At 69.2% G+C, this 23,781-nt stretch carries 27 protein-coding genes; 26 read left to right on the forward strand and 1 reads right to left on the reverse strand.

Annotation, left to right across the window (positions count from 1 at the left end; all coding sequences use genetic code 11):
- The first annotated feature begins 36 nt into the window (after window positions 1-36).
- The 10 genes from flgM to G7B71_RS06685 all read left to right on the forward strand — a co-directional run bounded on the left by flgM (window position 37) and on the right by G7B71_RS06685 (window position 9,352).
- The gene (flgM, locus tag G7B71_RS06640) at window positions 37-321 is read left to right on the forward strand and encodes a flagellar biosynthesis anti-sigma factor FlgM (RefSeq protein WP_243406136.1); all 285 of its coding nucleotides are present in this window, start codon (window positions 37-39) and stop codon (window positions 319-321) included.
- Window positions 318-617: a hypothetical protein gene (locus G7B71_RS06645; protein ID WP_166039148.1), complete on the forward strand. Its 300-nt coding sequence runs from the start codon at window positions 318-320 to the stop codon at window positions 615-617. The genes flgM and G7B71_RS06645 overlap by 4 nt, the downstream gene beginning before the upstream one ends.
- A 167-nt stretch (window positions 618-784) precedes the next feature.
- Entirely contained in the window at window positions 785-1,597 is an 813-nt protein-coding gene (locus tag G7B71_RS06650) for a transglycosylase SLT domain-containing protein (protein WP_166039150.1), read from the forward strand.
- Entirely contained in the window at window positions 1,594-3,699 is a 2,106-nt protein-coding gene (gene flhA, locus G7B71_RS06655; RefSeq protein WP_166039152.1) for a flagellar biosynthesis protein FlhA, read from the forward strand. Before G7B71_RS06650 ends, flhA begins: the two co-directional genes overlap by 4 nt.
- On the forward strand, window positions 3,696-4,514 hold the full coding sequence (locus G7B71_RS06660) for an AAA family ATPase (protein ID WP_166039153.1): 819 nt from the start codon (window positions 3,696-3,698) through the stop codon (window positions 4,512-4,514). The genes flhA and G7B71_RS06660 overlap by 4 nt, the downstream gene beginning before the upstream one ends.
- A complete protein-coding gene (fliA, locus tag G7B71_RS06665; protein ID WP_166039155.1) occupies window positions 4,501-5,229 on the forward strand; it encodes an RNA polymerase sigma factor FliA in 729 nt (242 codons plus the stop codon). The genes G7B71_RS06660 and fliA overlap by 14 nt, the downstream gene beginning before the upstream one ends.
- Window positions 5,230-5,248: 19 nt before the next feature.
- A complete protein-coding gene (locus tag G7B71_RS06670; protein WP_166039157.1) occupies window positions 5,249-7,639 on the forward strand; it encodes a hydrolase in 2,391 nt (796 codons plus the stop codon).
- Window positions 7,639-8,484 carry a class I SAM-dependent methyltransferase gene (locus G7B71_RS06675; RefSeq protein WP_166039159.1) on the forward strand — a complete coding sequence of 282 codons (846 nt, stop codon included), beginning with the start codon at window positions 7,639-7,641 and terminating at the stop codon, window positions 8,482-8,484. The genes G7B71_RS06670 and G7B71_RS06675 overlap by 1 nt, the downstream gene beginning before the upstream one ends.
- 96 nt (window positions 8,485-8,580) lie before the next feature.
- Window positions 8,581-8,919 carry a hypothetical protein gene (locus tag G7B71_RS06680; protein WP_166039161.1) on the forward strand — a complete coding sequence of 113 codons (339 nt, stop codon included), beginning with the start codon at window positions 8,581-8,583 and terminating at the stop codon, window positions 8,917-8,919.
- A gap of 85 nt (window positions 8,920-9,004) precedes the next feature.
- Window positions 9,005-9,352 (forward strand): hypothetical protein, encoded by a 348-nt coding sequence (locus G7B71_RS06685; RefSeq protein WP_166039163.1) that lies wholly within the window; start codon window positions 9,005-9,007, stop codon window positions 9,350-9,352.
- Window positions 9,353-9,411: 59 nt separating this feature from the next.
- Here G7B71_RS06685 and G7B71_RS06690 read toward each other — a convergent pair whose 3' ends face one another.
- Window positions 9,412-10,245: a flagellin gene (locus tag G7B71_RS06690; protein WP_166039165.1), complete on the reverse strand. Its 834-nt coding sequence runs from the start codon at window positions 10,243-10,245 to the stop codon at window positions 9,412-9,414.
- Between the two features lie 277 nt (window positions 10,246-10,522).
- Between G7B71_RS06690 and G7B71_RS06695 the strand changes: the two genes are divergently transcribed.
- From G7B71_RS06695 to G7B71_RS06770, 16 genes are read left to right on the forward strand one after another with little or no spacing between them, the layout of a single operon-like run.
- Window positions 10,523-11,737, forward strand: a complete 1,215-nt coding sequence (locus G7B71_RS06695) for a sigma 54-interacting transcriptional regulator (RefSeq protein WP_166039210.1) — start codon at window positions 10,523-10,525, stop codon at window positions 11,735-11,737.
- Between the two features lie 13 nt (window positions 11,738-11,750).
- Window positions 11,751-12,107 carry a flagellar hook-basal body complex protein FliE gene (gene fliE, locus G7B71_RS06700; RefSeq protein WP_166039167.1) on the forward strand — a complete coding sequence of 119 codons (357 nt, stop codon included), beginning with the start codon at window positions 11,751-11,753 and terminating at the stop codon, window positions 12,105-12,107.
- Between the two features lie 3 nt (window positions 12,108-12,110).
- Window positions 12,111-13,793: a flagellar basal-body MS-ring/collar protein FliF gene (gene fliF / locus G7B71_RS06705; RefSeq protein ID WP_166039169.1), complete on the forward strand. Its 1,683-nt coding sequence runs from the start codon at window positions 12,111-12,113 to the stop codon at window positions 13,791-13,793.
- A gap of 1 nt (window position 13,794) precedes the next feature.
- Window positions 13,795-14,844 (forward strand): flagellar motor switch protein FliG, encoded by a 1,050-nt coding sequence (fliG, locus tag G7B71_RS06710; RefSeq protein ID WP_166039171.1) that lies wholly within the window; start codon window positions 13,795-13,797, stop codon window positions 14,842-14,844.
- Window positions 14,837-15,463 carry a FliH/SctL family protein gene (locus G7B71_RS06715; RefSeq protein ID WP_166039173.1) on the forward strand — a complete coding sequence of 209 codons (627 nt, stop codon included), beginning with the start codon at window positions 14,837-14,839 and terminating at the stop codon, window positions 15,461-15,463. The genes fliG and G7B71_RS06715 overlap by 8 nt, the downstream gene beginning before the upstream one ends.
- Before the next feature lie 8 nt (window positions 15,464-15,471).
- Entirely contained in the window at window positions 15,472-16,785 is a 1,314-nt protein-coding gene (locus tag G7B71_RS06720; RefSeq protein WP_243406137.1) for a FliI/YscN family ATPase, read from the forward strand.
- Window positions 16,782-17,222, forward strand: coding sequence for a hypothetical protein (locus tag G7B71_RS06725; RefSeq protein ID WP_166039177.1), 441 nt, complete (start codon window positions 16,782-16,784; stop codon window positions 17,220-17,222). Before G7B71_RS06720 ends, G7B71_RS06725 begins: the two co-directional genes overlap by 4 nt.
- Window positions 17,222-18,478 (forward strand): flagellar hook-length control protein FliK, encoded by a 1,257-nt coding sequence (locus G7B71_RS06730; protein ID WP_243406141.1) that lies wholly within the window; start codon window positions 17,222-17,224, stop codon window positions 18,476-18,478. The genes G7B71_RS06725 and G7B71_RS06730 overlap by 1 nt, the downstream gene beginning before the upstream one ends.
- A 12-nt stretch (window positions 18,479-18,490) precedes the next feature.
- Window positions 18,491-19,072, forward strand: coding sequence for a flagellar basal body-associated FliL family protein (locus tag G7B71_RS06735; protein ID WP_166039181.1), 582 nt, complete (start codon window positions 18,491-18,493; stop codon window positions 19,070-19,072).
- Window positions 19,069-20,034 carry a FliM/FliN family flagellar motor switch protein gene (locus G7B71_RS06740; RefSeq protein ID WP_166039183.1) on the forward strand — a complete coding sequence of 322 codons (966 nt, stop codon included), beginning with the start codon at window positions 19,069-19,071 and terminating at the stop codon, window positions 20,032-20,034. The genes G7B71_RS06735 and G7B71_RS06740 overlap by 4 nt, the downstream gene beginning before the upstream one ends.
- Window positions 20,035-20,039: 5 nt before the next feature.
- A complete protein-coding gene (fliN, locus tag G7B71_RS06745) occupies window positions 20,040-20,363 on the forward strand; it encodes a flagellar motor switch protein FliN (RefSeq protein ID WP_166039212.1) in 324 nt (107 codons plus the stop codon).
- Window positions 20,360-20,635, forward strand: a complete 276-nt coding sequence (locus tag G7B71_RS06750) for a flagellar biosynthetic protein FliO (RefSeq protein WP_166039186.1) — start codon at window positions 20,360-20,362, stop codon at window positions 20,633-20,635. The genes fliN and G7B71_RS06750 overlap by 4 nt, the downstream gene beginning before the upstream one ends.
- Window positions 20,628-21,494, forward strand: coding sequence for a flagellar type III secretion system pore protein FliP (gene fliP, locus G7B71_RS06755; RefSeq protein WP_243406138.1), 867 nt, complete (start codon window positions 20,628-20,630; stop codon window positions 21,492-21,494). Before G7B71_RS06750 ends, fliP begins: the two co-directional genes overlap by 8 nt.
- Window position 21,495: 1 nt before the next feature.
- Window positions 21,496-21,774, forward strand: coding sequence for a flagellar biosynthesis protein FliQ (fliQ, locus tag G7B71_RS06760; protein WP_166039187.1), 279 nt, complete (start codon window positions 21,496-21,498; stop codon window positions 21,772-21,774).
- Window positions 21,771-22,553, forward strand: a complete 783-nt coding sequence (gene fliR, locus G7B71_RS06765; RefSeq protein ID WP_166039188.1) for a flagellar biosynthetic protein FliR — start codon at window positions 21,771-21,773, stop codon at window positions 22,551-22,553. The genes fliQ and fliR overlap by 4 nt, the downstream gene beginning before the upstream one ends.
- Before the next feature lies 1 nt (window position 22,554).
- Window positions 22,555-23,688 (forward strand): flagellar type III secretion system protein FlhB, encoded by a 1,134-nt coding sequence (locus G7B71_RS06770; RefSeq protein ID WP_166039190.1) that lies wholly within the window; start codon window positions 22,555-22,557, stop codon window positions 23,686-23,688.
- Window positions 23,689-23,781: the final 93 nt, after the last annotated feature.

A 23,781-nucleotide genomic window follows, 5' to 3' on the forward strand; every position in this document is an offset into this window, starting at 1 on the left:
TTGTTGAGAAGTTCGCGGCAGCCGCGTGGATAAGGAATGAAGGCGATGATCAACGGGATCGGCAAGGGCGGCAGCGGCCGCATCGAAGCCAACCGGAGCGCCCCGGGACAGGGTGTCTCGGCCGAAATCCATGCGCGCAACGATGCCCGCAAGGCAGGCCACATCACCGTCGGCAGCCTGGTTTCCGACATCGCCTCGTCGGGCGCGCCGATTGACGGCGCCAAGGTCGCCGCGATCAAGCAGGCGATCGCCGAGGGCCGCTATCCGGTGGACGCCGATCGCCTCGCCGAGGCGATGCTGGCGCTCGACCTGCCGCAATGAACCTCCAGCCGCTGGCGCAGCTGCAGGCACGCCACGAAGCGCTGATCGCGGCGCTGGACACCAACGACATCGATGCGATCGGCAAGGCCTGCACCGGCCTCGACGAGACTTTGACCTCGCTCGGCAGCGTCCAGGCGTGGGTCGCCACGCCCGAGCTCAAGGCCGCGGCGGAGCGGATCGGCGGCCTCGCCGACGCCGCCGCGATGCGCCTCAACGTGCTGGCTGACCAGGCCCGCCGCCGGGCGGATGCCCTCGCCATCGCCCGGGGCCGGGCGCCGACCTACTCGCGCTCGTAATAGCCGAGCAAATCTCCCCGATCGTCCTGAGCGAAGTCGAAGGGCGCTTGCACAGACTCTGATCGGACGCCCTTCGACTACGCTCAGGACGAGCGATGAGCCTGAGTCCTGCAAAAGAGGACTGGCACACCCCTTGCATTCTCATCCCCGTACCACCCGGGGGTGTCATGAATTCGACGACCAGTTCCAGCGCTGCTGCCGCGACCGGCTCTCTTGGCCGGGTCGACGCCGCCATCAGGCAGGCGGCGGAGCGGAGCGGCGTCGACTTTTCCTACCTCTATAACCAGGCGCGCCTGGAGAGCAGCCTGAACCCCAACGCGCGGGCGCGCACGTCGTCCGCCACGGGTCTCTACCAGTTCGTCGACCAGACCTGGCTCGCGATGATCGACAGGCATGGCGCCGCCAACGGAATGGGTTGGGCCGCCAATGCCGTGCAGCGTGGATCGAACGGGCGCTTCCATGTCAGCGATCCGACGCTTCGCCTCCAGATCATGGACCTGCGCCGCAATCCCGAGGCCGCCTCGGCCATGGCCGCCGAGTTCGCCAACGACAATCGCGCCCATCTCGAGCGCCGGCTCGGCCGCGAGATGGAGCCGGTCGACCTCTACCTGGCTCATTTCCTCGGCGCCGGCGGCGCCACCCGTTTCCTGCGCGCGCACGAGGCGAGCCCGAATGCCGCCGCCGCAGCGAGCTTCCCCGATGCCGCGCGCGCCAACCGCTCGATCTTCTTCAAGCGCGACGGCGCGGCCCGAAGCTTCAACGAGATCCGCAACATGATGGCCGCCCGGCTCGGCACCAGCGGTCGGACGCCGGCAGTGACTCCGCGCCCGGTCACCATCGCGGCCAGTGAAAATCCTGCGCAGCGGCTCGCCGCTCTGCAGGCCGAGACCGAGACCGGCGCCGCCGTGTCGCCGCGCCACGCGCGCCTCGCCTATATGCTTCTCGCCGACCTCAGCGGCGACATCGGAGGCTTGGCATGAGCCGCGCCGCGATGACCCGCCAAGCCTGGATCGGCGCCGGCAAGGGCGCGGTCCTGCCGTTCGCCATCCTGATGCTGGTCATGCTGATGGTGGTGCCGATCCCGGCGACGATGCTGGACGTCGGCTTCATCGTGAACATCATGATCAGCCTCGCCGTGCTGATGGTCGCGATCAACGTCGCCAAGCCGCTCGATTTCTCCAGCTTCCCGACGGTCCTCCTGTTCGCGACCCTCCTGAGGCTCGCGCTCAACGTCGCCTCGACCCGCGTCGTGCTGGTCAACGGCCACGAGGGCACTGCTGCGGCCGGCCACGTCATCGAGGCATTCGGCCACTTCCTGATCGGCGGCGACTATGCCGTCGGCATCTTCGTCTTCATGATCCTGATGATCATCAACCTGGTGGTCATCACCAAGGGCGCCGGGCGCGTCTCGGAAGTGTCGGCGCGCTTCACCCTCGACGCCTTGCCCGGTAAGCAGATGGCGATCGACGCCGACTTGAACGCCGGCCTGCTGACTCCCGAGGAAGCCAAGGTCCGCCGTCAGGAAGTCGCCACCGAGGCGGACTTCTACGGCTCGATGGACGGCGCCTCCAAGTTCGTGAAGGGCGATGCTGTCGCCGGCGTCCTCATCCTCGTCATCAACATCCTCGGCGGCCTCATTCTCGGAACGGTCAGCCACGGGCTCAGCATGAGCGAGGCAGCGGAAATCTACGTGCTGCTGGCAATCGGTGACGCGCTCGTGGCGCAGGTGCCGGCGCTGCTGCTGTCGATCGGTGCCGCCGCGATCGTGACCCGGGTCAGCTCGCCGATGGACCTCAACGGTCAGATCACTAGCCAGTTCGGCTCGCACCGCGCCTGGACCCCGGTCGCGGTCATCCTTTTCATTCTGGGCATTCTGCCGGGCATGCCGCATCTCATCGTGCTGCCCGCCGCGGCGCTTGCCGGATATGTCGCCTGGAAGCTCAAGAAGGGTGCCGACGCCAGGGCCGCGGTGCCGCCGCCGGCGCCGCCGGCTCCGAACCCCGCCGCGATCGGCTGGGACGAGGTCAGCGACGACGCCGCCCTCGGCCTCGAGCTCGGCTACGGCCTTGTCGGCCTGGTCGACGAGCGCAAGGGCGCGCCGCTGATGGCCCGGATCACCGGCATCCGCCGCCAGCTCTCGCGCGAACTGGGCTTCGTCATTCCGCTGGTGCGCGTGCGCGACAATATGGCGCTCGCTCCCAACGCCTATCGGATCACCGTCGGCGGAGTGATCGTCGGCGAGGACGAAATTTATCCCGACGAGCTGCTCGCGCTCGACAGCGGCGACCTGCTCAATCGGATCGAGGGCCGGGCGGCCAAGGACCCCACCTTCGGCCTCGACGCGGTGTGGATTCCGCCCGCTCAGCGTGCCGAGGCGATCGTCGCCGGCTACACCGTCGTGGACGCCGCGACCGTCGCCGCGACCCATCTCAACCAGATCATCCAGACCGCCGCCGCCGACCTGTTCGGAATGGACGAGGCGCAGAAGCTGCTCGACGCGCTGAAGGACAGCGCGCCGCAGCTCGTCGCCAATCTGACGCCCAACCCGCTGAGCCTGACCGCGATCGCCGCGATGTGCCGCGCTCTGCTCGCCGAGGGCGTGCCGCTGAAGGACTTCCGCCGGATCGCCGAGGCGATGGCCGACGTCGCCCGCGACGAGCCGGATCCGGCGCAGATGGTCGAGAAGGTCCGCCAGCGGATCGGCGCGTTGATCGTCCAGACCCTGGTGCCGGTGCGCATGCCGCTGCCGGTCATTACCCTCGACGCGAGCCTCGAAAGCCTGCTCACCCAGGCGGTGCGCACCGGGCGCGACGCGACCCACCCGATCGAGCCCGGCCTCGGCCAGAAGCTGGTCGGAGCGGTCAGCTCGATCGCCGGGCCCCTGCTCGGCGAGGGCCGCCGCTTCGCCCTGGTCACCTCGCCGCTCGCCCGCCGGGCGCTGTCGCGGCTGCTCGGTCCGCACCTGCCGGACGTGCCGGTCTTCTCGTTCCTCGAAATCCCCGACGGCAAGGCGGTCGAAGTCATCGCCATCGTCGGCGGCGAGGTCCCCCAAACCATGATCAACCAAGAGGTGGATGCGTGAGCGTGATCGGTACCAGGACTGCCCGAGTGATCGCCGTGACGAGCGGCAAGGGCGGGACCGGCAAGACCAATGTGAGCGTGAACCTCAGCGTGTCCTTGGCGCGGCTCGGGCGGCGGACGATGCTGGTCGACTGCGACGTCGGCCTGGCCAACGCCAACATCCTGTTGGGCGTCGACAGCGACCTCACCATCGCCGACCTCACCACCCGCGAGCGGCGCATCGGCGAGGTGACCCGCAAGGGGCCGGCCGGAATGACGCTCCTGCCGGGGCATAGCGGCACCGGGCTCGGCGGCGGCCTCGCCGACGGTGCCCGCGCCGTTCTCGCCGACGCATTCCGCCCGCATGCCGACGATTACGACCATGTCCTCGTCGACACCGGCGGCGGAATGGCGGGCGAGGGGCTGAGCCTCGTCGCCTCGTCCGACCTCATTCTCGTCGTCCTGGCGAGCGAGCCGACCGCGTTCATGGACGCCTATGCGCTGGTCAAAGGCCTGGCGCTGCGCCACGGCTGCACCGATTTCGCGGTCGTCGCCAACCGAGTCAGCGCCGCCGAGGGGCGGGCGCTGTTCGACCGGTTCAGCGGCGTGGTCGGGCGCTTCCTGCCCGCCAACCTGGATTATCTGGGAGCCATCCCGGACGACCCCTATCTGCGCGACTCGGTCTACGCCAAACGCTGCTGCGTCGAGGCGTTTCCGTCGTCGCCGGCGAGCCGCGCCTTCGGCCGCCTCGCCGAGCGAATCGCCGGCCTCGACATGCCGATGATGCCCGGCGGTCATCGCTTCTTCGGGCTGGAGGCCGCGCATGGCGCTCATTGACCCGCAACCGACCATCCCGGTCTATACCCGCCGGCCGCGCGCCGCGCCGGAGCAGCTCGTGCGCGCCCACATGCAGCTGGTGCGCAAGATCGCCTGGCACGTCCATGCCCGCGTCGCGTCGGCGATCGAGGTCGAGGACCTGGCGCAGATCGGCATGATCGCTTTGGTCGAGGCGGCCAACGCCTTCGAAGACCGCGGCCACGCCTTCGCGACCTATGCGACGATGCGAATCCGCGGCGCGATGATCGATCACCTGCGCAAGTCGGCGACCATCTGCCGTTCGGCGATGGTGCGGCGGCGCGAGCTCAATGCGGCACGCGAGACTCTTCAGGGGCGGTTCGGCCGAGCCCCGACCGACGCCGAGATGGCCGAGCAGATGGGCCTCGACGCCGCGTCCTACCGCGAGCTGGTCGACGACGTTCAGTCGGTCCGCCACGAGTCGATCGACGAAGTCTATTCGGACCATTCGATGTGGTTCGCCGACGTCGAGGACCGCGCCGATCAGGCGCTCGAGCGCGAGGGGCTGAAAAGCGCGATCGCCGACGCGATCCGCACCCTGCCCGAGCGCGATGCGATGGTTCTTCAGCTCTACTTCGTCGAGGAGATGAACCTCGACGAGATCGGCCAGACGCTCGGCGTCGGCGCCGCGCGCATCTGTCAGATCAAGAAAGCCGCCTTGGACAAGGTGCGCAAGAATTTGGCCGACTGGGCCTGACGAAATTCCGGAGAACAAGATGACCCTGCAACTTTCAGTCGCCGCGGCCGAGCTGCCGACCCTGCTGGACCAGGCGCCGGCGAGCGTGCGCTACCTGTCGCTCGACTGCTTCGACACCTTGCTGTGGCGCAACACGGTGGCGCCGCGCGACGTGTTCGCCGAGCTTCCGATCGCCGGCGGCGGCATTTGGCCCCGCGCCAGGGCCGAGAGCCGCGCCCGCAAGCGCCAGCATTTCGAAACGGGCAAGCACGAGATCGCGATCGAGGCGATCTACCGCAGCCTCAAACCGTATGCCGACGACGTCGAGATCGCGGCCGCCGTTCAGGCCGAACTCGATGCCGAGGCACGCCATTGCTACGCCTTCGCGCCGACCGTGGCGCTGATGAAGGACGCGAAGGCGCGCGGCCTCGAGATCATCATCGTCTCTGACACCTATTTGTCCGACGTGCAGCTGCGCGAGCTGATCGCGCGCGCCGCGGGCGAGGAAGTGGCCGGCCTCATCGACCGCATCTTCGTGTCCTCCGCCTATGGCCTCGCCAAGGCGGAAGGGCTGTTCAAGCCGGTCCTCCAGGACCTCGGCGTCGGGCCCGAGACGATCTTCCATGTCGGCGACAACAAGGTCGCGGACCATGACGCGCCCGCTCTGCTCGGCATCCACACCGTGCATCTGCGCCAGTTCACCAGCGAATGCGCCCAGCGCCTGCGCTTCGAGGCGTCGGCTGCGGCAATGATCGATTCAAGCGTGCGCAACAGCCGCCCCGCGGTCGCGCCGCACCGGCCGGTCCTGTCGCTTCACGGCAGCGACGATCCGGCCGTCGCGCTCGGCCACGACGTGCTCGGCCCGGTCATGCATGCCTTCGCCGCCTGGGTGGAGGCGGAGCGCCGCGAGATGGCGGAGCGCACCGGCAAGCCGGTCAAGCTGCTGTTCTTGATGCGCGACGGCCATTTGCCGATGCAGGTCTATCGCACCCTGTTCGGCGAACGGGAGTGCGCGGCTGTGGAGATCAGCCGCTTCACCGCCCGCCGCGCCAGTTTCACCGGCAAGGAGGTGATCTGCAACTTCCTGTCGGACGATTGCCGCCACGGCCGGACCGACGTGCTTGCGCGCCAGCTCGGCCTCAACCGCCAGGAGACCAACAAACTGTGCCGCAATGAGCTCGGTTTCGAGGCGCAGAAGAAGTTCAACCGGGGAGTCCAGACCCCGCAGATGCTGCGTATCATCGCCGAGCGCTCGGCCAAGTTCGCCGACAAGCTGGTGGCGCATCTGCGCCGCGCCGGAGTCAACGAGGGCGACGCCGTGATGTTCGTCGACCTCGGCTATGCCGGAACGGTCCAGAACCTGATCGAGCCGGTGCTTCGCGACCGCTTCGGGATCCAGATCGCGGGACGCTATCTGCTGTTCCGCGACCATGAGCAGACCGGCTTCGATAAGAGGGGCCTGATCGACGAGCGGCATTACGATCTCGCCGCGATCCATGCGCTGTGCATGCCGATCGCGGTGATCGAGCAGTTGTCCACCGTCGCCCAGGGCTCGGTAGTCGACTATTCCCTCGACGGCTCGCCGGTCCGCAAGGATGCCGGCCCGAAGGGTCTTCAGAACGCTGTCCGCGACCGCGTGCAGGAGGCATGCGTCGCCTTCGCGCGCAATGCGGAAGGCGCAGTCGTGCGGTCGGCCGCTTCGGACGACGCCGATTGCCGCCGCTCAATGGTCGCCGCCGTTCTCGGCCGCTTCCTGTTCATGCCGACCGCAGCCGAGGTCGAGGTGCTCGAAGCCTTCGATCACGACGTAAATCTCGGTTCCGACGACATGGTGAAGCTGGTCGATCCCGAGCTTGCCGGCACCGGTCTCAAGCGCCGCGGCCTTTTCTACGTCAACCAGTCGAACCGCATGTATCTGCCGGGCGAGCTTCAGCAGCACGGGCTGCCGCACCTGCTCGCCATGTTCGCGGCGACGCGTCACCAGTTCGATCTTCGTCCGGCCGATTTCCACGCCGACACGATCGAGCTCAACGGCTTTATCGCCAGCGCGACCAGCCAGACCCTGCTTCCGGTCGAGGCGCACTCGACCCATGACGGCTATTACCAGGCGACGCTCCCCGTCGGCGCCGGCCAATATGCCGTCGGGGTCCAGCTCGGAGCCTTTGCCGAATGGGTGCAGATCGAGGAAGCGGCCTTTCACAGCGCCGCCGGCCTCCACGATCCAGTCGCTGACTCGATCACTCCCGCCAGCCCGGCGCAGATCCTGTTCGAAGGCATGGAGGAGGTGTCGCCGGGTTTCTACCGCTGCCGCGAGGACGCACTGCTGCTTGTCCCGCCGCCCGCCAAAGCCAAGGAGCCGATGGTTCTGAGCCTCGTCTTCCGCCCGGTCGTGCGCCGCGCGCCCCGTATCTCCCTGAAGGAAGCCGCATAATGGCCGATCTCCTCATCCACTCCATGTCCGAGTTCGCGGACATCATCGTGCCAGCCCTGGAAGTGGCGGGCGCGCGGGAAATCGTCGAGATCGGTGCGGAATTCGGTGGCATGAGCCAGGTCCTCGCGGACATCGCCGACGCCCATGGCGGGCGGCTGACCAGCATCGACCCCGCGCCCAAGAAGGAGTTTCTCGACTGGGTCGCAACGCGTCCGGGGGTGCGGCATGTCGCCACACTGAGCCTCGACGCGATCGACGGCCAGCGCGACGTCGACGCCTGGATCGTCGACGGCGACCACAATTGGTACACGGTCTATAACGAGCTGAAGCAGATCCGCGCCTGCAGCCGCCGCGACGGCAAGCCGATGCTGGTCTTCCTCCACGACGTCGCCTGGCCCTGCGCCCGCCGCGACCTCTATTACGCACCGGATCAGATTCCTGCGGACTTCCGCCATCCCCACGACTGGGACAGTGGCATGGTACCGGGCTTCGCCGGCCTGGTCCCCGGTCGCGGATTCCGCGGTTGCGGGCAGTTCGCCGCGGCGCTTCACGAAGGCGGCCCCAAGAACGGCGTGATGACGGCGATCGACGATTTCCTCGCCGAGGCGCTGGCCGAGGGCGAAGAATATGCCTTCGCCGAAGTACCGGCCGTGTTCGGCCTCGGCGTGCTGTTCGCGATGGACGCGCCGTGGTCGCAGGCGGTCGCCGAGATCGTTCTGCCGTATCATGACAACGCGCTGATCCGCCGGCTCGAGGAGAACCGGCTGGCCAATTACCTGACTGTCGTCGACATCCAGGACGGCTTCGGGGACTGGTCGCAGGCGGCCCGAGCCGGCGACCGCTAAAAAGCCGACAGGTTGGCGAGCCCGGCTCGCCACCCTATCTAGCCCTTGCGCCCGTCACGGGCGATGGGAGCGACAGTGAGTCAGATGTCCGCAACAATGACTCGAGCCTCCGTGCTCCTGTCGCTGCTGTTCGGCATGCTGGTCGGGCAGCCGGCGGCGTTCGCCTCGGCGCCAGTCGCTCCTCGGGCCTCCTCCAGTCTCGACATCGCGAGCGGCCTCGCTCCCGACGAGGGGCACGGGAGGCTGGCCGCACAGCCGGGCGGCCCTGGCGGCGCAGATCAGGACGGCGACGGCGCCGATCCGGCGGTTCTTCCGGCCGGGATAGAATCAGCCCAGCCCTCACTCTGCGAGCCGCGGATCGCGATCCTGTCCCGCTCGGCTCCAGTCGAGCGGCGGCCCAACGCCAACCAAGCGCGCGCTCCTCCATCGGCGTGACTGCCGCACTTCCACGCGAAGTGCCCCCTCAGTCATAAATCGGCGGCGTCCGTGGGGGCGTCGCCGCGCCATGGAGAATCACATCATGAAGATCGCCAACGTCGTCTCGGTCCAGGACCGGGATGATCTCGCCGCGCCGGCGCCCACCGGGCCCGCTTCGAAGCGTCTCGGCCGGATGGCCGACCTGCTGCGCGCCTTTCCCGCCATCTCAGACGAGGAGCGGCGGCAGCTGCTCGACTTCCTTACCAAGGGCATGCCCGAGGAGATCGCCCAGGTCACGCACATGCAGGGGATGGAACGGAGCTTTGCGGCGTTCCGCAAAGCCCATCCCAGCGACTTTCCGCAGGGATGGAGGAGCTGGCTGCCGATGATCGTGTTCGGCGCGATCATCGTCATCGCCGTGGCCTGGCGCCTGTCAGGCATCACTCTGTAGAATCGAAAAGCCCCGGGGTGTCGCCACCCCGGGGCTTAACGAGCGGACGGTGCCTGCGTTTAGCGCAGCAGGCTCAGCACGCCCTGCTGGCTCTGGTTGGCCTGGGCGAGCATCGCGGTCGACGCCTGGCTCAGGATCTGGGCCTTGGCGAGGTTGGTGGTCTCCTGCGAGAAGTCCGCATCCTCGATCCGCGAACGCGCGTCAGCCAGGTTGGTGACGTTGCTCGACAGGTTGTTGACGGTCGACTCGAGGCGGCTCTGGGCGGCACCCAGCTTCGCGCGGGTCGAGTTGACGGCGGTCAGCGTGGTGTCGACGTTGCCCAGCGCCGTGCCGGCATTGGCGACGGTGTCGACCGCGGTGGCCGCGGCCAGATCCGACAGGGCCGAGAAGCTGATCGAGACAGTGTCACCGCTGTTGGTGCCGGTCTGGATCGCGACGCTGCCCGTAGCGGCCGTGTAGGTCGCACCCGAGGCGTTGCTGTTGAAGATGCGCGTGCCGTTGAACTCGGTGGTCGCGAGGATGCTGGTGATCTGCGACTTGAGCTCGGTAACCTCGGAGTTGAGGTTGGTGCGGTCGGAGGCGCCATAGGTGCCGTTGGCCGACTGCACGGCCAGCTCGCGGATACGCTGCAGCATGTTGGTGACCTCACCCAGCGCGCCTTCGGCGGTCTGGGCGTAGGAGATGCCGTCATTGCTGTTGCGGATCGCCTGGTTCATGCCGCGGATCTGCGACGTCATCTTGCTCGCGATGGCGAGGCCGGCGGCGTCGTCCTTGGCGGTGTTGATGCGCTTGCCGCTCGACAGGCGCTCCATGGCAGTCTGCAGGCTGTTGTTGGCAACCCGGCTGCCGTTCTGCGCGCGGAGCGCAGCAGTATTGGTGTTGATCACGCTCATTCGAAAGTTCCTTTCCCGCTCATTCCTGGCAGCCCAGCACCGTCCGTGCCCTGCCACGAACCCAGTAACGGCGGCTTGTCCGACAGGTTTAATTCGGCGTTCAGCGTCGGCTTTCCGACGCGGCATCTGCACTCCCCCGCGACGGCGGATTGACGCTCGTCATGCGTGCGTACGCGCCCGCGAAAGGAATCCCGCGCGTTAACGGTATTGGCACGCCCTTTGCGTAAAGCGGCCTAGCCACGCGGCACTGGGATTTTTCCGCCGCATCGTGGGGGGGATTAGAATGATTGGATTGAGCCGGGCGATGATGTCCGCTCACCCGGGACTGATCAGCTGGCTTGATGGGGCGGGGCTCGAGGCCGCTCCCGTCGAGGCCGGCGGCGATCGTGCCTTCCCCGCCATCTTCGCTGCCAGCGAGGCCGAAGGCGCGCGCGCCGGCGACGTGATCGTCGCCGACGGCGCGCCGTCGCTCGTTCGCGAGACCGGCAAGCCGGCCCGCCTAAGCTTCGGCGCCGCCGACCGGGCGTTCGGCTACGCGCTTGCGGTCGAGCTTGTCCGTCCCGCCGCGCGCCCCGCCGCTGCCGACCCGGCCAGCGCCCGCCTCCTCGGCCTTGCCCGACGCATCGCCGCCAGCGACGCGTCGGTCCTGGTGCTCGGCGAGACCGGCACCGGCAAGGAAGGCCTTGCCCGCTTCATCCACGCCTCGTCGCCGCGCGCGAACGGGGGCTTCATCGCCGTCAATTGCGCGGCGCTCCCCGAGACCATGCTCGAGGCGATCCTGTTCGGCCATCGCCGCGGCAGCTTCACCGGCGCGATGAGCGAAGGCGAAGGCCTGTTCCGCGCGGCTGCCGGTGGCACCTTGCTGCTCGACGAGGTCGCCGAGCTGCCGCTAGCGCTCCAGGCCAAGCTGCTACGCGCCTTGCAGGAGAAGGAAGTCCTTCCGGTCGGAGCGACCAAGGCGGAGCCGGTCGACGTCCGCGTCATCGCCTGCGCCAACCGCGATCTTGCCGCGGAAGTCGCCGAAGGCCGCTTCCGCGCCGACCTTTATTGGCGGCTCAACGTGGTGCCGATCCATCTGGCGCCGCTGCGCGACCGCCGCCGCGACATCCCGGCGATCGCCGCCGCGCTGATGCTTCGCCACACCGATCCCGCCGAGGCCTTTCCGTTCCCGACCGCCGCGGCGGTCGAGCTGCTGTGCGGCCACGACTGGCCGGGCAACGCCCGCGAGCTCGACAACGTGCTTCTGCGCGCCCTCCTGCTGCGCACCGGCGCTCGGCTCGAGGCGTCCGATCTCGCCATCGAGGCGGCGCCTGCCGTCGAGATCGAAGTGGCGACCAGCCTCGAACATGCCGCCAAGGCCGCCGAGGCCCGGATCATCCGTGCCGCGCTCGCCGCGACGGGAGGCCACCGCCTCCGCGCCGCCGAGAAGCTCGGCATTTCCGAACGCACCCTTCGCTACCGGCTCGCAGAGATGCGGTCGGCGGCGGCCTGAGGAGATCCTCTAGATGAGCACGATCGATCCCAGCCGCATCATGGCGATGCGCGCGCAGATCCTGGAGCGCAACGACGCGCTCCAGCGGGCTGCCGGCCTCGGCCTCGACGGCCAGGTCGGCGGCGCGACCGGCCCCGGCGCGACCGGACCGGCGACCTTCGGAGACGCCCTCCAAGGCGCGCTTCGCCAGGTCAACGAGATGCAGTCGCAGAGCTCCGCGATCAGCGAAGCCTATGAGCGCGGGCAGACCACCGACATCGCCGCCGTGATGCTGGCTCGCCAGCAGGCGTCGATCGGTTTCGAGGCGACGCTGCAGGTCAGGAACCGCCTGCTCTCCGCCTACAAAGACATCATGAACATGCCGGTGTAAGAGATGAGCGAACTCGCAGCCACTCCGAACGATCTCACCCCCACCGCGCGGCCGCTGCCGATCGCGGGCGGCACCGGCATGATGGGCAGGGCGCGGGACTTCATGTCCCAGCCGGCCGTGATCAAGGCGCTCCCGGCGATCGCCTTCGTCGGCCTGATCGGCCTCGCCGCCCTGCTGTGGATGACCTTCAGCCAGGCGCCCGGCCGAACCCTGTTCTCCGGCCTCGCCGATTCCGACAAGGCGGCGGTGGTCGAGGCGCTGCAGGGCGCCGGGATCGCTCACCAGCTCGACAGCTCGACCGGCGCGGTTACCGTGTCGGAGGACGATTACCACCAGGCGCGCATGGTCGCCGCCGCTCAGGGCCTGCCGCGCGGCGCGCCCGACGGCGGGCAGGTGATGGAGAATCTCCCGCTCGGCGCCAGCCGCGCGGTCGAGGGCGAGCGCATCCGCGCCGCCCGCCAGATGGACCTCGCCCGTACCATCGAGGCGATCGACGCGGTGCGCACCGCCCGAGTCCACATCGCCGACAACGGCCAAAGCGTGTTCGTCCGCGACCGCGCCTCGCCGGGCGCCTCGGTCATGCTCACGCTGGAATCGGGCCGCAGCCTCAGTGACGGCCAGGTCCAGGCGATCATTCACCTCGTCGCCTCGTCGATCCCCAACCTCAACCCGGAGCAGGTGTCGGTCGTCGACCAGAACGGCCGCCTGCTGTCGCGTGCCGGCGGCAGCGACGGCGCCAGCGGCGAGAGCGAGCGCCAGCTCGCCGTCCAGCAGGCCACCGAGGGCCGTTACCGTGAGGCCATCGCCACTCTGCTGACGCCGATCCTTGGGGCGGGGAACTTCACCGCCGAGGTCAGCGCGGAGATGGACTTCAGCCAGACCGAGGCGAGCCGCGAGGCTTTCCCGGAGGCATCGCGAGCGCTGCGCTCGGAGCAGGGCACGGTCACCCAGGAGACCAACGCCCAGCCCGCCGCCGGCGGAATCCCGGGCACGCTTGCCAACGAGGCGCCGCCGCCCGCGACGACCACGCCCGACCCGAACAACCCCAATGCCGTTCCCGGCGCTCCGGCCACCGCCAACGAGACCCGCCGCAACGAGCAATATGCCCGCAACTACGCGGTCGGCCGGGAAATCTCGGTCACCCGCCAGCAGACCGGGACGGTCAAGCGCCTGTCGGTCGCGGTCGCGGTGCGCAATCCGGAGGGCGGCCGCCCGCTCACCCGCGACGAGATCCAGTCGCTGGAGAATCTGATCCGCGGCGCCGTCGGCTTCAGCCAGCAGCGCGGCGACATGGTCGCGCTCACCGCCCGCAGCTTCGTCTCCGAGGAGGCGACGGCGGTCAGCTGGTGGCAGGAAGCGTGGCTGTCGCCGATCGTTCGCAGCGTCGGAGGCCTGATCCTGGCTCTCACCTTCCTCCTTGTGATCGCCCGGCCGCTGATGAAGCGCCTCACCGCCGCCGCCGCGCGCCGCGCGGAGAGCCGCAACCAGGTCCGCGAGGAGATTGCCGCCGCGGTCCAGGAGCATGCCAAGACCGGCGGCTCGCACGTCACCATCGACATGATCGAGGCGGCGCCCAGTTACGAGGCCCGCGCCGAACTGATCCGCAATTTCGTCCGCCAGGATCCCGCCCGCGCCGCGCTCGTCGTGCGCGACCTGATCCGCGCCGACACCCAGGGAGCCGCCTGAAATGGCCGAAGCCGCCAGCCTTGAAGACCTCGAAGCCCTGGATCCGACCCCGGTCGGCCCGCAGGGCAGCGCCGCCGCGGCCATCTTCCTGATGACCCTGGGCGACGCCGAGGCGGCCGAGATCCTCAGCCATCTCGACCCGCACGAGGTCCAGCAGCTGGGCTCCGCGATGTTCGACGTGGTCGACGTCTCCGCGAACGACGTCGACAGCGTGTTCGATCTGTTCATGACCAAGGTGCGCGCCCGCACCACGATCGGCTTCGGCGCCACGCCGCGCATCCGCGCGGTGATGGAGCATGCGCTCGGCCAGGAGCGCGCCGAGACCGTGCTCGCCCGCATCACCCCGGCGACCCGCAGCCGCGCATTGGACGCGCTGCGCTGGATGGACGCGCGCACCATCGCCGCGATCTGCGAGGCCGAGCACCCGCAGATCGCCGCTTTGGTCCTCGCCCATCTCGAGCCGCCGGCCGCGGCCGACGTGCTGCAGCTGCTTCCGCAGGACCGGCAGCCCGACCTCATCTACCGGGTCGCGCGGCTCGAGACGGTGACCGCCGAGGCGATCGAGGAGCTCGAGGAGATCCTCGCCCGCGAATCCACCAAGGTCGCGGCGGCCGCCCCGGCCACCGTCCGCGGCGGCGCCACCGAGGCCGCCAAGATCATGACCAACACCAAGGGCGGCACCGACCAGCGCATCATCCGCTCGCTGAGCAAGGTCGACAAGGCGATGGCCCAGAAGATCGAGGACGAGATGTTCGTCTTCGACGATCTCGCCAAGCTGAGCGCCAAGAACCTCGCCGCGCTGATGCAGGCGATCGACGGCGACCTGCTCGCTCCGGCGCTGAAGGGCGCCGATCCGGGCCTTCGGGACAAGATGCTGGCGTCGATGTCGAGCCGCGCCGCCGACACGGTGCGCGACGAGATCGAGGAGCGCGGCCCGATGCGGCTCGCCGAAGTGCTCGAGGCGCAGAAGCAGGTGCTCGTCATCGCCCGCAAGCTGGCCGACGCCGGCACCATCCAGCTCGCCGGCCGCGGAGGCGAAGACTATGTCTAGGTTGTGGCGCGAGGATCGGGCCCAGGAGGCCGCGAGCGTCGGCAGCTTCGTCATCCGGCCGACGGGCAACAGCTTCCGGCCGTGGGTGAGCGACTCCGAAAACGGTGCGCCGGCCAGCAATGACGGCGCCTTCACCGCCGAGGACCCCGTCGTCCAGCGCGAGGAGGAGGCCTATCTCCGCGGCCTCGCCGACGGCCGCCGCACGGTCGAGGCCGAGGTCGCCGCCGAGCGCAACGCCATCGCCCAGCTCGCCGAGGCGCTTCAGGTGCTGAGACCCGAGCCGACCCTGCCGCTCGCCATGCTTCTCGCCGAGACGGTCGACCGACTGGTCCGCCAGGTGATCGGCGAGGTCGAGATCGACGGAATTCGCCTGCTCGCCCGCGCCAAGGCGGCGGCGGCGCTGATCGGCGAGGCCACGCAGCCGGCGCGGCTCAAGGTCAATCCCGAGGACGCCGCTCTGCTCGCCGAGGCCGAGCTCGACGTGGAGATCGAGAACGATGCGGCGCTGCCGCGCGGCACCGTGCTGCTCGAGACGGCCGACGGCTGGATCGAGGACGGGCCCGCGGTCCGCCTCGACCGGCTTCGCGCCGAGCTCGACAAGGTGGCGGCGGCGCGATGAACGGCCTGATGGAAACTGCGCGCGCGCTGCTCGAGCCGGTCGCGGTGGGGGAGGGGCCTCGCCGCGTCGGCCGGCTGCTGTCCTATGACGGGCTGATGCTGGAGGCGACCGGGCTCGACAAGCCGGTCGGCGCCGGCGCCCGGATCGTCGATGCTGACGGCCATGTCGCCCGCGCTGAAGTGGTCGGCTTCCGCGGCAAGCGCACCCTGCTGATGGCGCTCGGCGCCGACGCCGCTCACGCTTCGGGCGCGCGGGTCGAGCCCGACGCTTCGTCGACCATGGTCGATGTCGGGCCGGGCCTGCTCGGCCGGGTCATCGACGCGCTTGGTCAGCCGCTCGATGGCTTGGGACCTGTCGCCGCAACCGACAAGTGGCCGCTCGCCGGCAAGCCGGGCAACCCGCTCGACCGCGCCCGGGTGACCGAGGCGTTCGACCTCGGCGTTCGCGGCGTCAACGCCATGCTCACCGCCGGAATCGGCCAGCGCATCGCCATCGTCGCCGGATCGGGCGTCGGCAAGTCGGTGCTGATGGGCCAGATGCTGAACGGCGCCGAGGCCGACGTGATCGTCGTCGGCCTGATCGGCGAGCGCAGCCGCGAAGTCTCCGACTTCCTGGCGACCAAATTGAGCGGCCCGGTCCGTCAGAAGTCGGTCGTGGTCGCGGTTCCCGCCGACCATGCGCCGCTGCTTCGCCTGCGCGCCGCGATGCGCGCCACCGCCATCGCCGAGGATTTCCGCGCCCGCGGCCTCAAGGTCCTTTTGCTGATCGACAGCCTCACCCGAGTCGCCCATGCGCAGCGCGAGATCGGCCTGTCGCTGGGCGAGCCGCCGACCGTGAAGGGCTATCCGCCCTCGGCGCTCGGCCTCATTCCGCGGCTGTGCGAGCGCGCCGGCGCCGACCGCCGCACCGGCGGCTCGATCACCGCGCTCTACACCGTGCTCGCCGACGGCGACGACACCGACGACCCGATCGTCGATGCCGCCCGCGCCATCGTCGACGGCCACATCATCCTGTCGCGGGGCCTTGCCGAGCAGGGCGTCTATCCGGCGATCGACGTGGGCAAGTCGCTGTCGCGCGTGATGAGCGACATCGCGTGCCCCGAGCATGCCATGGCCGCCGCGGCGTTCCGCCGCTTGTGGTCGGCCTACGAAGACAATCGCGACCTCATTCTGATGGGCGCGTATGCGGTCGGCTCCGACTCGCTGATCGACGAGGCGATCGCTCGGCGCCAGGAGCTGCTCGGTTTCCTGCGCCAGGCGCCGGGCGAGCAGGTTCCGTTCGAGGATAGCGTGCTTCAGCTCGCCGGGATGATGGCGTCATGAAGGCGGCGGTGAAGCAGCGGGCGCGGATCGCGCGCGTGCGCCGGCTCCAGCACGGCCTCGCCGCGTCCAGCGCGGCGGCGGCGGCGGCGCAGGTGCGCAACCTGGAAGGGAGCGCCTCGCGCCTCGCCCAGATGCGCGGCGACCTCAACCCCGACGAAGGCATGACCAGCGGTGCCTGGCTGTCGTCGGCCGGCGAGCTGGCGATGCGGCTCGACGCCGCGCGCATCGGACTCGCCCCAACGATCGACGCCGCGCGCTCCACCGCTCGGGCCAAGGAACAGGTGCGCGTCGTCGCGCGCCAGAGCCAGGAAAGCGCCGAACGGCTCGAACAGGCCGCCGCCAGTGCCGCCGAGGAGATGTTCGAGCGCCGCCTGAACAAGATCACGCGCCGCCGGGTGCGTCCGAACAACAATAATAACAATGAGGTGACCTCGTGATGCCAGCCGCCACCAATATCCTGAAGACGGCGTCCGCAAGCGACGCGGGCCCGGCCGCGCAGGCGACGCCGGGCGGGGAGATCTTCGCCGCGCTGCTGAGCGGCACGGAGGCCGCCACGGCCGAGGGCGCGACCGGCGAGGAGCCGGTTGCGACCGAAGCGACCGGCGAGGCGCAGCCCAACCTCGACATCCTCGCGCCCCTGCTTGCCCAGCAGCAGGTGGTCCCGACGGTGACCGTGCCGAAGCCGGGTGGGGAAGCGGTTGCGGGTGAGGGGGTCGCAAATCCCGACGTCGCTTCCGTCCTTGGAAACACTCCAGTCTCTCCGCTCGTCCCGAGCGAAGTCGAGGGGCGCCTGAACGGAGCTTCGAGCCCGAACGCTGCGGGAACGGCGCCCGTCACGACCGATGCGCTGGACCAAATTCTCGCGGACGCCCCTCGTCTTCGCTCGGGACGAGCGGCAGGTGAGCAGCTTCCGCAAATCGCCGAGACGACCGCCGCCGAAGGGGGCGAGGTGAAGGCCGCGCTGACCGAGGTCGCCAAGGCGCTCGGCAAGACGGACGCGCCCGCCACACCGGCGGCGACGTCCGCGACAATTTCCGCTGGCACTCCGACGCCGGCGGGCGACCAGCAGGCTGGCAGCGGCCGGCAGCAGGCCGAGACTCCGGTCGCCACGGCCGACGTTCAGACCCAGCAGCCGACGAGTTCGGTGACCGACGTTCGATCGCTGATCGCGTCGCTGACCAGCACCGGCCTGGCCGGCGCCGGGGGACCGGCCCAGGCCGGTGCTGCCCAGCAACTCGGTCAAGCGCTCGCCGCGCAGGTGCTCGACCTCGCCGGCGGCAGCGAATGGCTCGACCAGCTCAGCCAGGAGATCGGCCGCGCCGCCGACGGCTCCGGCCCGCTGCGTTTCCGACTGACTCCGGAGAGCCTCGGCGAGCTCAAGGTCGAGATCAGCCAGAGCGACCGCGGCGCAATCGTTCGCATGACGGTGGCGACCGAGGCCGCGCAGGCCGCGCTCGCCGACGCGCAGCCGCGGCTTGCGGCCGAGGCGCGCGCCCAGGGCGTGCGAATCGCCGAGACCCAGGTCGACCTGTCGGGCAACCAGGCCCAGCAGAACCAGCAGGACCGCGAATCGGCGCGCCAGCAGGCCGCCGCCGGCGACCCGTCGCTGCGGGCCTTCCGCTCCACCTCTTCCGCTTCGAGCGGGACCCAGACCGGCGCGGCGGCCAGCCGTCCGGCCGAACGCTACGCCTAAGGAGACCATGAGATGAGCCGCAACCCCAAGAAGGATGCGACCGACGAGGCCGCGCCGCCCAAGAAGAAGAAGGGCAAGCTGTTCCTGATGCTCGGAATCGTCGTGCTGCTCGGCGGCGGCGGCGGCGCTGCGCTCTATGCGAGCGGCGTTCTGGTCCCGACCAATGCAGGTCACGACGCCCATCGGCCGCAGCTGGTGCCGCGTGCCGATGCGAGCAGCAGCGAAGTCGCCGAGGCGATGGAGCGTGCCCGCCAGGGCCAGATCGACCCGCGCGTGTTCCAGGCGACCTACCACACGCTCGCCGACAACTTCACCTCGAACCTGCGCGGCGGCCAGGCCTTCGTCCAGATCGGGATCGGCGTTTCGACTTATTATGACGAGGACGTCATCGCCAATCTCGAGAAGCACGAAATGGCGATCCGCTCCGCCATCCTGATGGTGCTGTCCGAGCAGGACCCGATCGCGATCGCCACCTCCGAGGGCAAGGAGGCGCTTCGCCAACAGCTAAAGAATGCGGTGAATCGCGTGTTAACCAATAAGGAAGGGTTCGGGGGCATAGACGAAGTCCACTTCACCAGCTTCGTGACCCAATGACCGATCAACCCATCCTGTCTGGAGACGAAATCGCGGCCCTGATGGGCCGTGAGGAACCCTCTGCGCGGCAGGATGGGCCGTCGCGGGAGCCGCGGCCGTTCAGCTTCGGCAGCGGCTCGGCGCAGCCGAGCGCCGCGCTTCCGGCGCTCGACCGAATCAACGAGCGGCTGGCGCGGCGCATCCGCGACCTCATCGAGCCCTATATCCGCGCCAAGCCGCGGGTGATCGCCGACCCGGCGGTGCTTCGTCCGCTGCGCGACTGGCAGGCCGAGCAGCGCCAGTTCGTCGGCCTCAGCCTGTTCACGATGAAGCCCTTGAAGGGAACGCTGGCGGTGTGCGTGCCGAGCGAGTTCGTCAGCCGCCTGGTCGACGCCTATTATGGCGGCACCGGCGCCGACGCCGAGCAGGAGGCGCGCGAGTTCACCGCGACCGAGGAACGGCTGCTTGCCCGTTTCTCAGAAAATCTGGTCGGCCTCGTCGCCGACGCCTGGCGCGAGGTCGCGCCGATCGAGCCGGCGCTTCGCGGCCGCGAGACCAGCCCGGCGCTGACCGGCGTGGGCGGTCCCGACGAAACCGCAGTGATCTGCCGCTTCATCGTCACGCCGCCGCAGGCGCGGCCGGCGAGCCTCGACATCCTGTTTCCGGCCGCGGCCCTTCGCTCGGTCGAAGGCGCGCTCGCCGCCAAGGTCGGCGACGACGGCGGCCGCGGCGAGGAATGGCGGGGCAAGCTCAATGCCGCCCTGGCCGACATCCGCATCGAGGCGCGCACCGTGCTGGCGCGGCCCGAGCTCAGCGTCGGCGAACTGGTTCAATTGAAGGTCGGGGACGTCATTCCGGTCAGCATCCCGGCGATGGTGCCGCTGCTGGTCGAAGGACGCACGGTCGCACTGGGCTCGATCGGCGAGCAGGACGGCAAGGCCGCGCTCAAGGTCGACAAGATTACGAGGAGAATGGGTTCGTGAGCGACATGGGGGAAATCCTGCCGGCCGACGAGGGCGCCGAGGCGCCGATGGCCGGCCGCAATTATCGGCTGCTCGCCGACATCCCGGTGCGGCTGTCGGTCGAGGTCGGCTCAACCGCGATCAAGCTGTCCGAGCTGATGGACCTTGCAGAAGGCAGCATCGTCGAGCTCGACCGGCAGAGCCACGAGCTGCTCGACATCATGGCCAACGGCACCCTGATCGCCAAGGGCGAGGTGGTGACGGTCAACGGCCGCTTCGGAATCCGCGTCCTGGAAGTCGTCGCCGCCGACGCGCGGCTTGCGGGCGCGGGCCTGGAGCGGCGCCGGTGACCGAATATTTTCTCCGCCTTCTGTTTCTGATCCCGCTCGTCGGCGGCCTCGCCTTCGGCGCGCTGTGGCTGTGGCGCAAGGCCCAGCCGGGCATGGCGGTGGGCCAGCGCGAGCGGCTCGTGAAGGTCGTCGACGCGGTGCCGATGGGCACCACCGGCCGCCTCGCGGTGGTCGAGTTCGACGGCAAGCGGATCCTGCTCGCGGTGTCGCGCACCGGCATCAGCCGCCTCGACGACGACGGCCGCTCGGCCATGGGCCTCCTCGATGGCTGAGGTTGCGTTTCCGCTCTCGAAGCGGACCCTCCTCAAAGCCGCGGCGATCTTCGTAGGCTTCATGGCCTTCGTGGTTCTGCTCGGCTTCTCGGGCGACCTCGCATTCGCCCAGGCTCAGGAAGCGCCGGCCCAGGCGCAAGCCGCGCCTCAGAACCCGCCGGCCGCCGCGGGCGGCCAGCCGGGCGCTCTCGACCGCGCGGTCGGCACGCTTTCGGGCGACGGACGGCCGCTGTCGCTCTCCTTGCAGATCCTCATCCTGATGAGCCTGCTGACGGTGCTCCCGTCGATCATCCTGATGATGACCAGCTTCACCCGGATCATCATCGTCCTGTCGATCCTCAGGCAGGCGATCGGGCTCCAGAACACGCCGCCCAACCAGGTGCTGATCGGGCTCGCCATGTTCCTGTCGATCTTCGTGATGCGTCCCGCGATCGACGAGATCAACCGGACCGCCTACACGCCCTACGGCAACGGCCAGATCTCGATCGAGGAGGCGGTGACCCGCTCCGGCCGGGTGCTCCACGGCTTCATGATGACCCAGACCCGCGAGAACGACCTCAGGCTGTTCTCCGACCTCGCCAATGTCCGCGGCTTCGCCAATCCGCAGGACGTGCCCTTCTCGATCCTTCTGCCGGCCTTCGTGACCTCGGAGCTCAAGACCGCGTTCCAGATCGGCTTCCTGATATTCCTGCCGTTCCTGATCATCGACATCGTGGTGTCGTCGACGCTGATGGCGCTGGGCATGATGATGCTCAGCCCGCCGATCGTGTCGATGCCGTTCAAGCTGCTGCTGTTCGTTCTGGTCGACGGCTGGGCCCTCACCATGGGCTCGCTCGCCGCCTCCTTCGGCGGAGGCTAGCATGGTCGCCGACAATCCCGATTATTTCATCGGAATCGCCCAGCAGGCGCTGTGGATCGTCAGCCTGGCGTCCGCGCCGATCCTGATCCCGGCGCTCGCCGCGGGCCTTCTCCTCGGCATGGTGCAGGCGGCGACGTCGATCAACGAGCAGACCCTGACCTTCGTGCCCAAGCTGATCGTGGTCGGCATCTGCCTCGCCATCTTCGGAAGCGCCATCCTCATGCTGCTGGTCGACTTCACCCAGGAGCTGTTCGCCAGGATTCCAGAGATCACGCGATGATCCCGACGGGTTTCGCCGGCGTCGAAGCGCAATTGTGGCTGTGGATGGTCGCGATGATCCGTCCCGGCGCCTGCTTCCTCGCAGCGCCGATCTACGGCGCCAATTTCGTTCCGGTGCAGCTTCGGCTGATCGTCGCTCTCGCGGTCGGCATTCCAGGCCTCGCGACGACCAGCTTCGTGCTCCCCGCGGACGGGCTCGCCTCCTTCGCCGGAGTCGTGCTGGTCGCGAGCGAGGTGCTGGTCGGGCTCGCGCTCGGCTTCGCGGTGCAGATCGGCTTCGCGGCGGCGAGTATCGCCGGCGAGATCATCGGCAACGCCATGGGCCTCGGCTTCTCGGCGATGATGGACCCGGCGACCGGCGCCCAGAACCCGGCGCTGTCGCAGCTCCTGTCGATCATCGGCACGTTCCTGTTCCTGTCGATGGGCGGGCACCTGATGCTCGCCGCGATCGTGGTCGAAAGCTACCGAGCGCTGCCGCCGGGCGACGCCTGGCTCGCGGCGGAGAGCATCCGCAGGCTCGCTTATTTCGGATCGGTGCTGTTCGCCGCAGGCGTCTCGGTGGCGCTGCCGGTCGGCTTCTCGATCGTGCTCGTCCAGATCATCATGGGCATGCTGTCGCGCACCGCGCCGGCCCTCAACCTGTTCGCGGTCGGCTTTCCGGCCGCCCTCCTCGCCGGAATGGTGCTTCTCGCCATCGCCGCGCCGATCATCGGCGAAGGCCTGGTCGCGGCGATGCAGGCGGGGCTCGAGGAATCGCGCCGGATCGCGCTCGGGAACTGACATGTCGGAGCAGGACCAGAGCCAGAAAACCGAGCTGCCGACGCCGAAGAAGCTTCGCGACGCGGCGGAGAAAGGCGACGTCCTCACCTCGCGAGAGCTCGGGACGGCGCTGGTGGTGGCGATGGGGGCGGCCTGGATCGCCTTCGCCGGTCCGGCGATGGTCGGCTCGCTCGAGACGATGGTCCGCGACGGGCTTTCGTTCGGCTTCGAGGACGTCCGCACCTTCGACCCCGCCGGCGCGGCGCTGCGCCTGCTGATGATCATCGCGGTCCCGATCGTCGGCCTGTTCGCGCTCACCATGTTCGCCGCGATCGGCGCTCCGGCCTTGCTCGGCTCGCTGGGCTTCCGCGGGAAGGCGGTCGGATTCAAGGCGAGCAAGCTCAACCCGGCCTCGGGCCTCAAGCGCATGTTCGGCCTCCAGGGGCTGATGGAGCTCGGCAAGTCGATCCTCAAGGTGCTGCTGATCGGATCGCTTGCCGTGTGGCTGCTGATGGGCGAGCTGCCCGGCCTGATCGGGCTCGGCACCCGCGACACGCGAGCCGCCATCTACAGCCTGGGCGGCACGTTCACGTTCGCGGTGCTGCTGATGGCGGGCGCGCTCGTCTTCATCGCGATGGTCGACGTGCCGATGCAGATGATGCAGCGCACCCGGCGCCTCCGAATGACCAAGCAGGAGATCAGGGACGAGCACAAGCAGCAGGAAGGCTCGCCCGAGGTCAAAGGCCATCAGCGCGCCAAGCAGCGCGAGGTCGCCCGCCGATCGGTGCAGAAGGCGATGGGCGAGGCGACGATGGTGCTCACCAACCCGACCCATTTCGCGGTGGCGCTGCGCTACAAGCAGGGCTCGGATCCGGCGCCGATCCTCCTCGCCCGCGGCCGCGGAGTCACCGCCGAGGCGATCCGCGAGCTCGCCGCCGAAAACAATGTGCCGATGCTGAGCTATCCCGAGCTCACCCGCGCCATCTACTACACGACCCGCGCCGGCCAGTTCGTGCGCGAGGACCTCTATCTCGCGGTGGCGACGGTGCTCGCCTTCGTGTTCAACCTCGATGCAGCGCGCGCCGCCGGCCACGCCCAGCCGTCGATCGAGGTCCCGCAGGAAGCGCGCTTCGACGCCGACGGCCGGCGGGTCTAGCTCCCTCTCCCCAGCGGGGGGAGGGTTGGGGTGAGGGGGTTCGGGCTTCGCGATTATCCTCGGATACAGGACGCTCGCTGCGCTCGCGGCCCC

The organism is Sphingosinicella sp. YJ22, from assembly GCF_011320075.1.
In the GTDB taxonomy this organism is placed as follows: domain Bacteria; phylum Pseudomonadota; class Alphaproteobacteria; order Sphingomonadales; family Sphingomonadaceae; genus Allosphingosinicella.

Excerpts from the sequence above, each read along its gene's own strand:
- flgM (WP_243406136.1), top strand. The coding sequence starts at position 37 with ATGAAGGCGATGATCAACGGGATCGGCAAGGGCGGCAGCGGCCGCATC.
- G7B71_RS06645 (WP_166039148.1), top strand. The coding sequence starts at position 318 with ATGAACCTCCAGCCGCTGGCGCAGCTGCAGGCACGCCACGAAGCGCTG.
- G7B71_RS06650 (WP_166039150.1), top strand. The coding sequence starts at position 785 with ATGAATTCGACGACCAGTTCCAGCGCTGCTGCCGCGACCGGCTCTCTT.
- flhA (WP_166039152.1), top strand. The coding sequence starts at position 1,594 with ATGAGCCGCGCCGCGATGACCCGCCAAGCCTGGATCGGCGCCGGCAAG.
- fliA (WP_166039155.1), top strand. The coding sequence starts at position 4,501 with ATGGCGCTCATTGACCCGCAACCGACCATCCCGGTCTATACCCGCCGG.
- G7B71_RS06670 (WP_166039157.1), top strand. The coding sequence starts at position 5,249 with ATGACCCTGCAACTTTCAGTCGCCGCGGCCGAGCTGCCGACCCTGCTG.
- G7B71_RS06675 (WP_166039159.1), top strand. The coding sequence starts at position 7,639 with ATGGCCGATCTCCTCATCCACTCCATGTCCGAGTTCGCGGACATCATC.
- G7B71_RS06680 (WP_166039161.1), top strand. The coding sequence starts at position 8,581 with ATGACTCGAGCCTCCGTGCTCCTGTCGCTGCTGTTCGGCATGCTGGTC.
- G7B71_RS06685 (WP_166039163.1), top strand. The coding sequence starts at position 9,005 with ATGAAGATCGCCAACGTCGTCTCGGTCCAGGACCGGGATGATCTCGCC.
- G7B71_RS06690 (WP_166039165.1), bottom strand. The coding sequence starts at position 10,245 with ATGAGCGTGATCAACACCAATACTGCTGCGCTCCGCGCGCAGAACGGC.
- fliE (WP_166039167.1), top strand. The coding sequence starts at position 11,751 with ATGAGCACGATCGATCCCAGCCGCATCATGGCGATGCGCGCGCAGATC.
- fliF (WP_166039169.1), top strand. The coding sequence starts at position 12,111 with ATGAGCGAACTCGCAGCCACTCCGAACGATCTCACCCCCACCGCGCGG.
- fliG (WP_166039171.1), top strand. The coding sequence starts at position 13,795 with ATGGCCGAAGCCGCCAGCCTTGAAGACCTCGAAGCCCTGGATCCGACC.
- G7B71_RS06715 (WP_166039173.1), top strand. The coding sequence starts at position 14,837 with ATGTCTAGGTTGTGGCGCGAGGATCGGGCCCAGGAGGCCGCGAGCGTC.
- G7B71_RS06720 (WP_243406137.1), top strand. The coding sequence starts at position 15,472 with ATGGAAACTGCGCGCGCGCTGCTCGAGCCGGTCGCGGTGGGGGAGGGG.
- G7B71_RS06725 (WP_166039177.1), top strand. The coding sequence starts at position 16,782 with ATGAAGGCGGCGGTGAAGCAGCGGGCGCGGATCGCGCGCGTGCGCCGG.
- G7B71_RS06730 (WP_243406141.1), top strand. The coding sequence starts at position 17,222 with ATGCCAGCCGCCACCAATATCCTGAAGACGGCGTCCGCAAGCGACGCG.
- G7B71_RS06735 (WP_166039181.1), top strand. The coding sequence starts at position 18,491 with ATGAGCCGCAACCCCAAGAAGGATGCGACCGACGAGGCCGCGCCGCCC.
- G7B71_RS06740 (WP_166039183.1), top strand. The coding sequence starts at position 19,069 with ATGACCGATCAACCCATCCTGTCTGGAGACGAAATCGCGGCCCTGATG.
- fliN (WP_166039212.1), top strand. The coding sequence starts at position 20,040 with ATGGGGGAAATCCTGCCGGCCGACGAGGGCGCCGAGGCGCCGATGGCC.
- fliP (WP_243406138.1), top strand. The coding sequence starts at position 20,628 with ATGGCTGAGGTTGCGTTTCCGCTCTCGAAGCGGACCCTCCTCAAAGCC.
- fliQ (WP_166039187.1), top strand. The coding sequence starts at position 21,496 with ATGGTCGCCGACAATCCCGATTATTTCATCGGAATCGCCCAGCAGGCG.
- fliR (WP_166039188.1), top strand. The coding sequence starts at position 21,771 with ATGATCCCGACGGGTTTCGCCGGCGTCGAAGCGCAATTGTGGCTGTGG.
- G7B71_RS06770 (WP_166039190.1), top strand. The coding sequence starts at position 22,555 with ATGTCGGAGCAGGACCAGAGCCAGAAAACCGAGCTGCCGACGCCGAAG.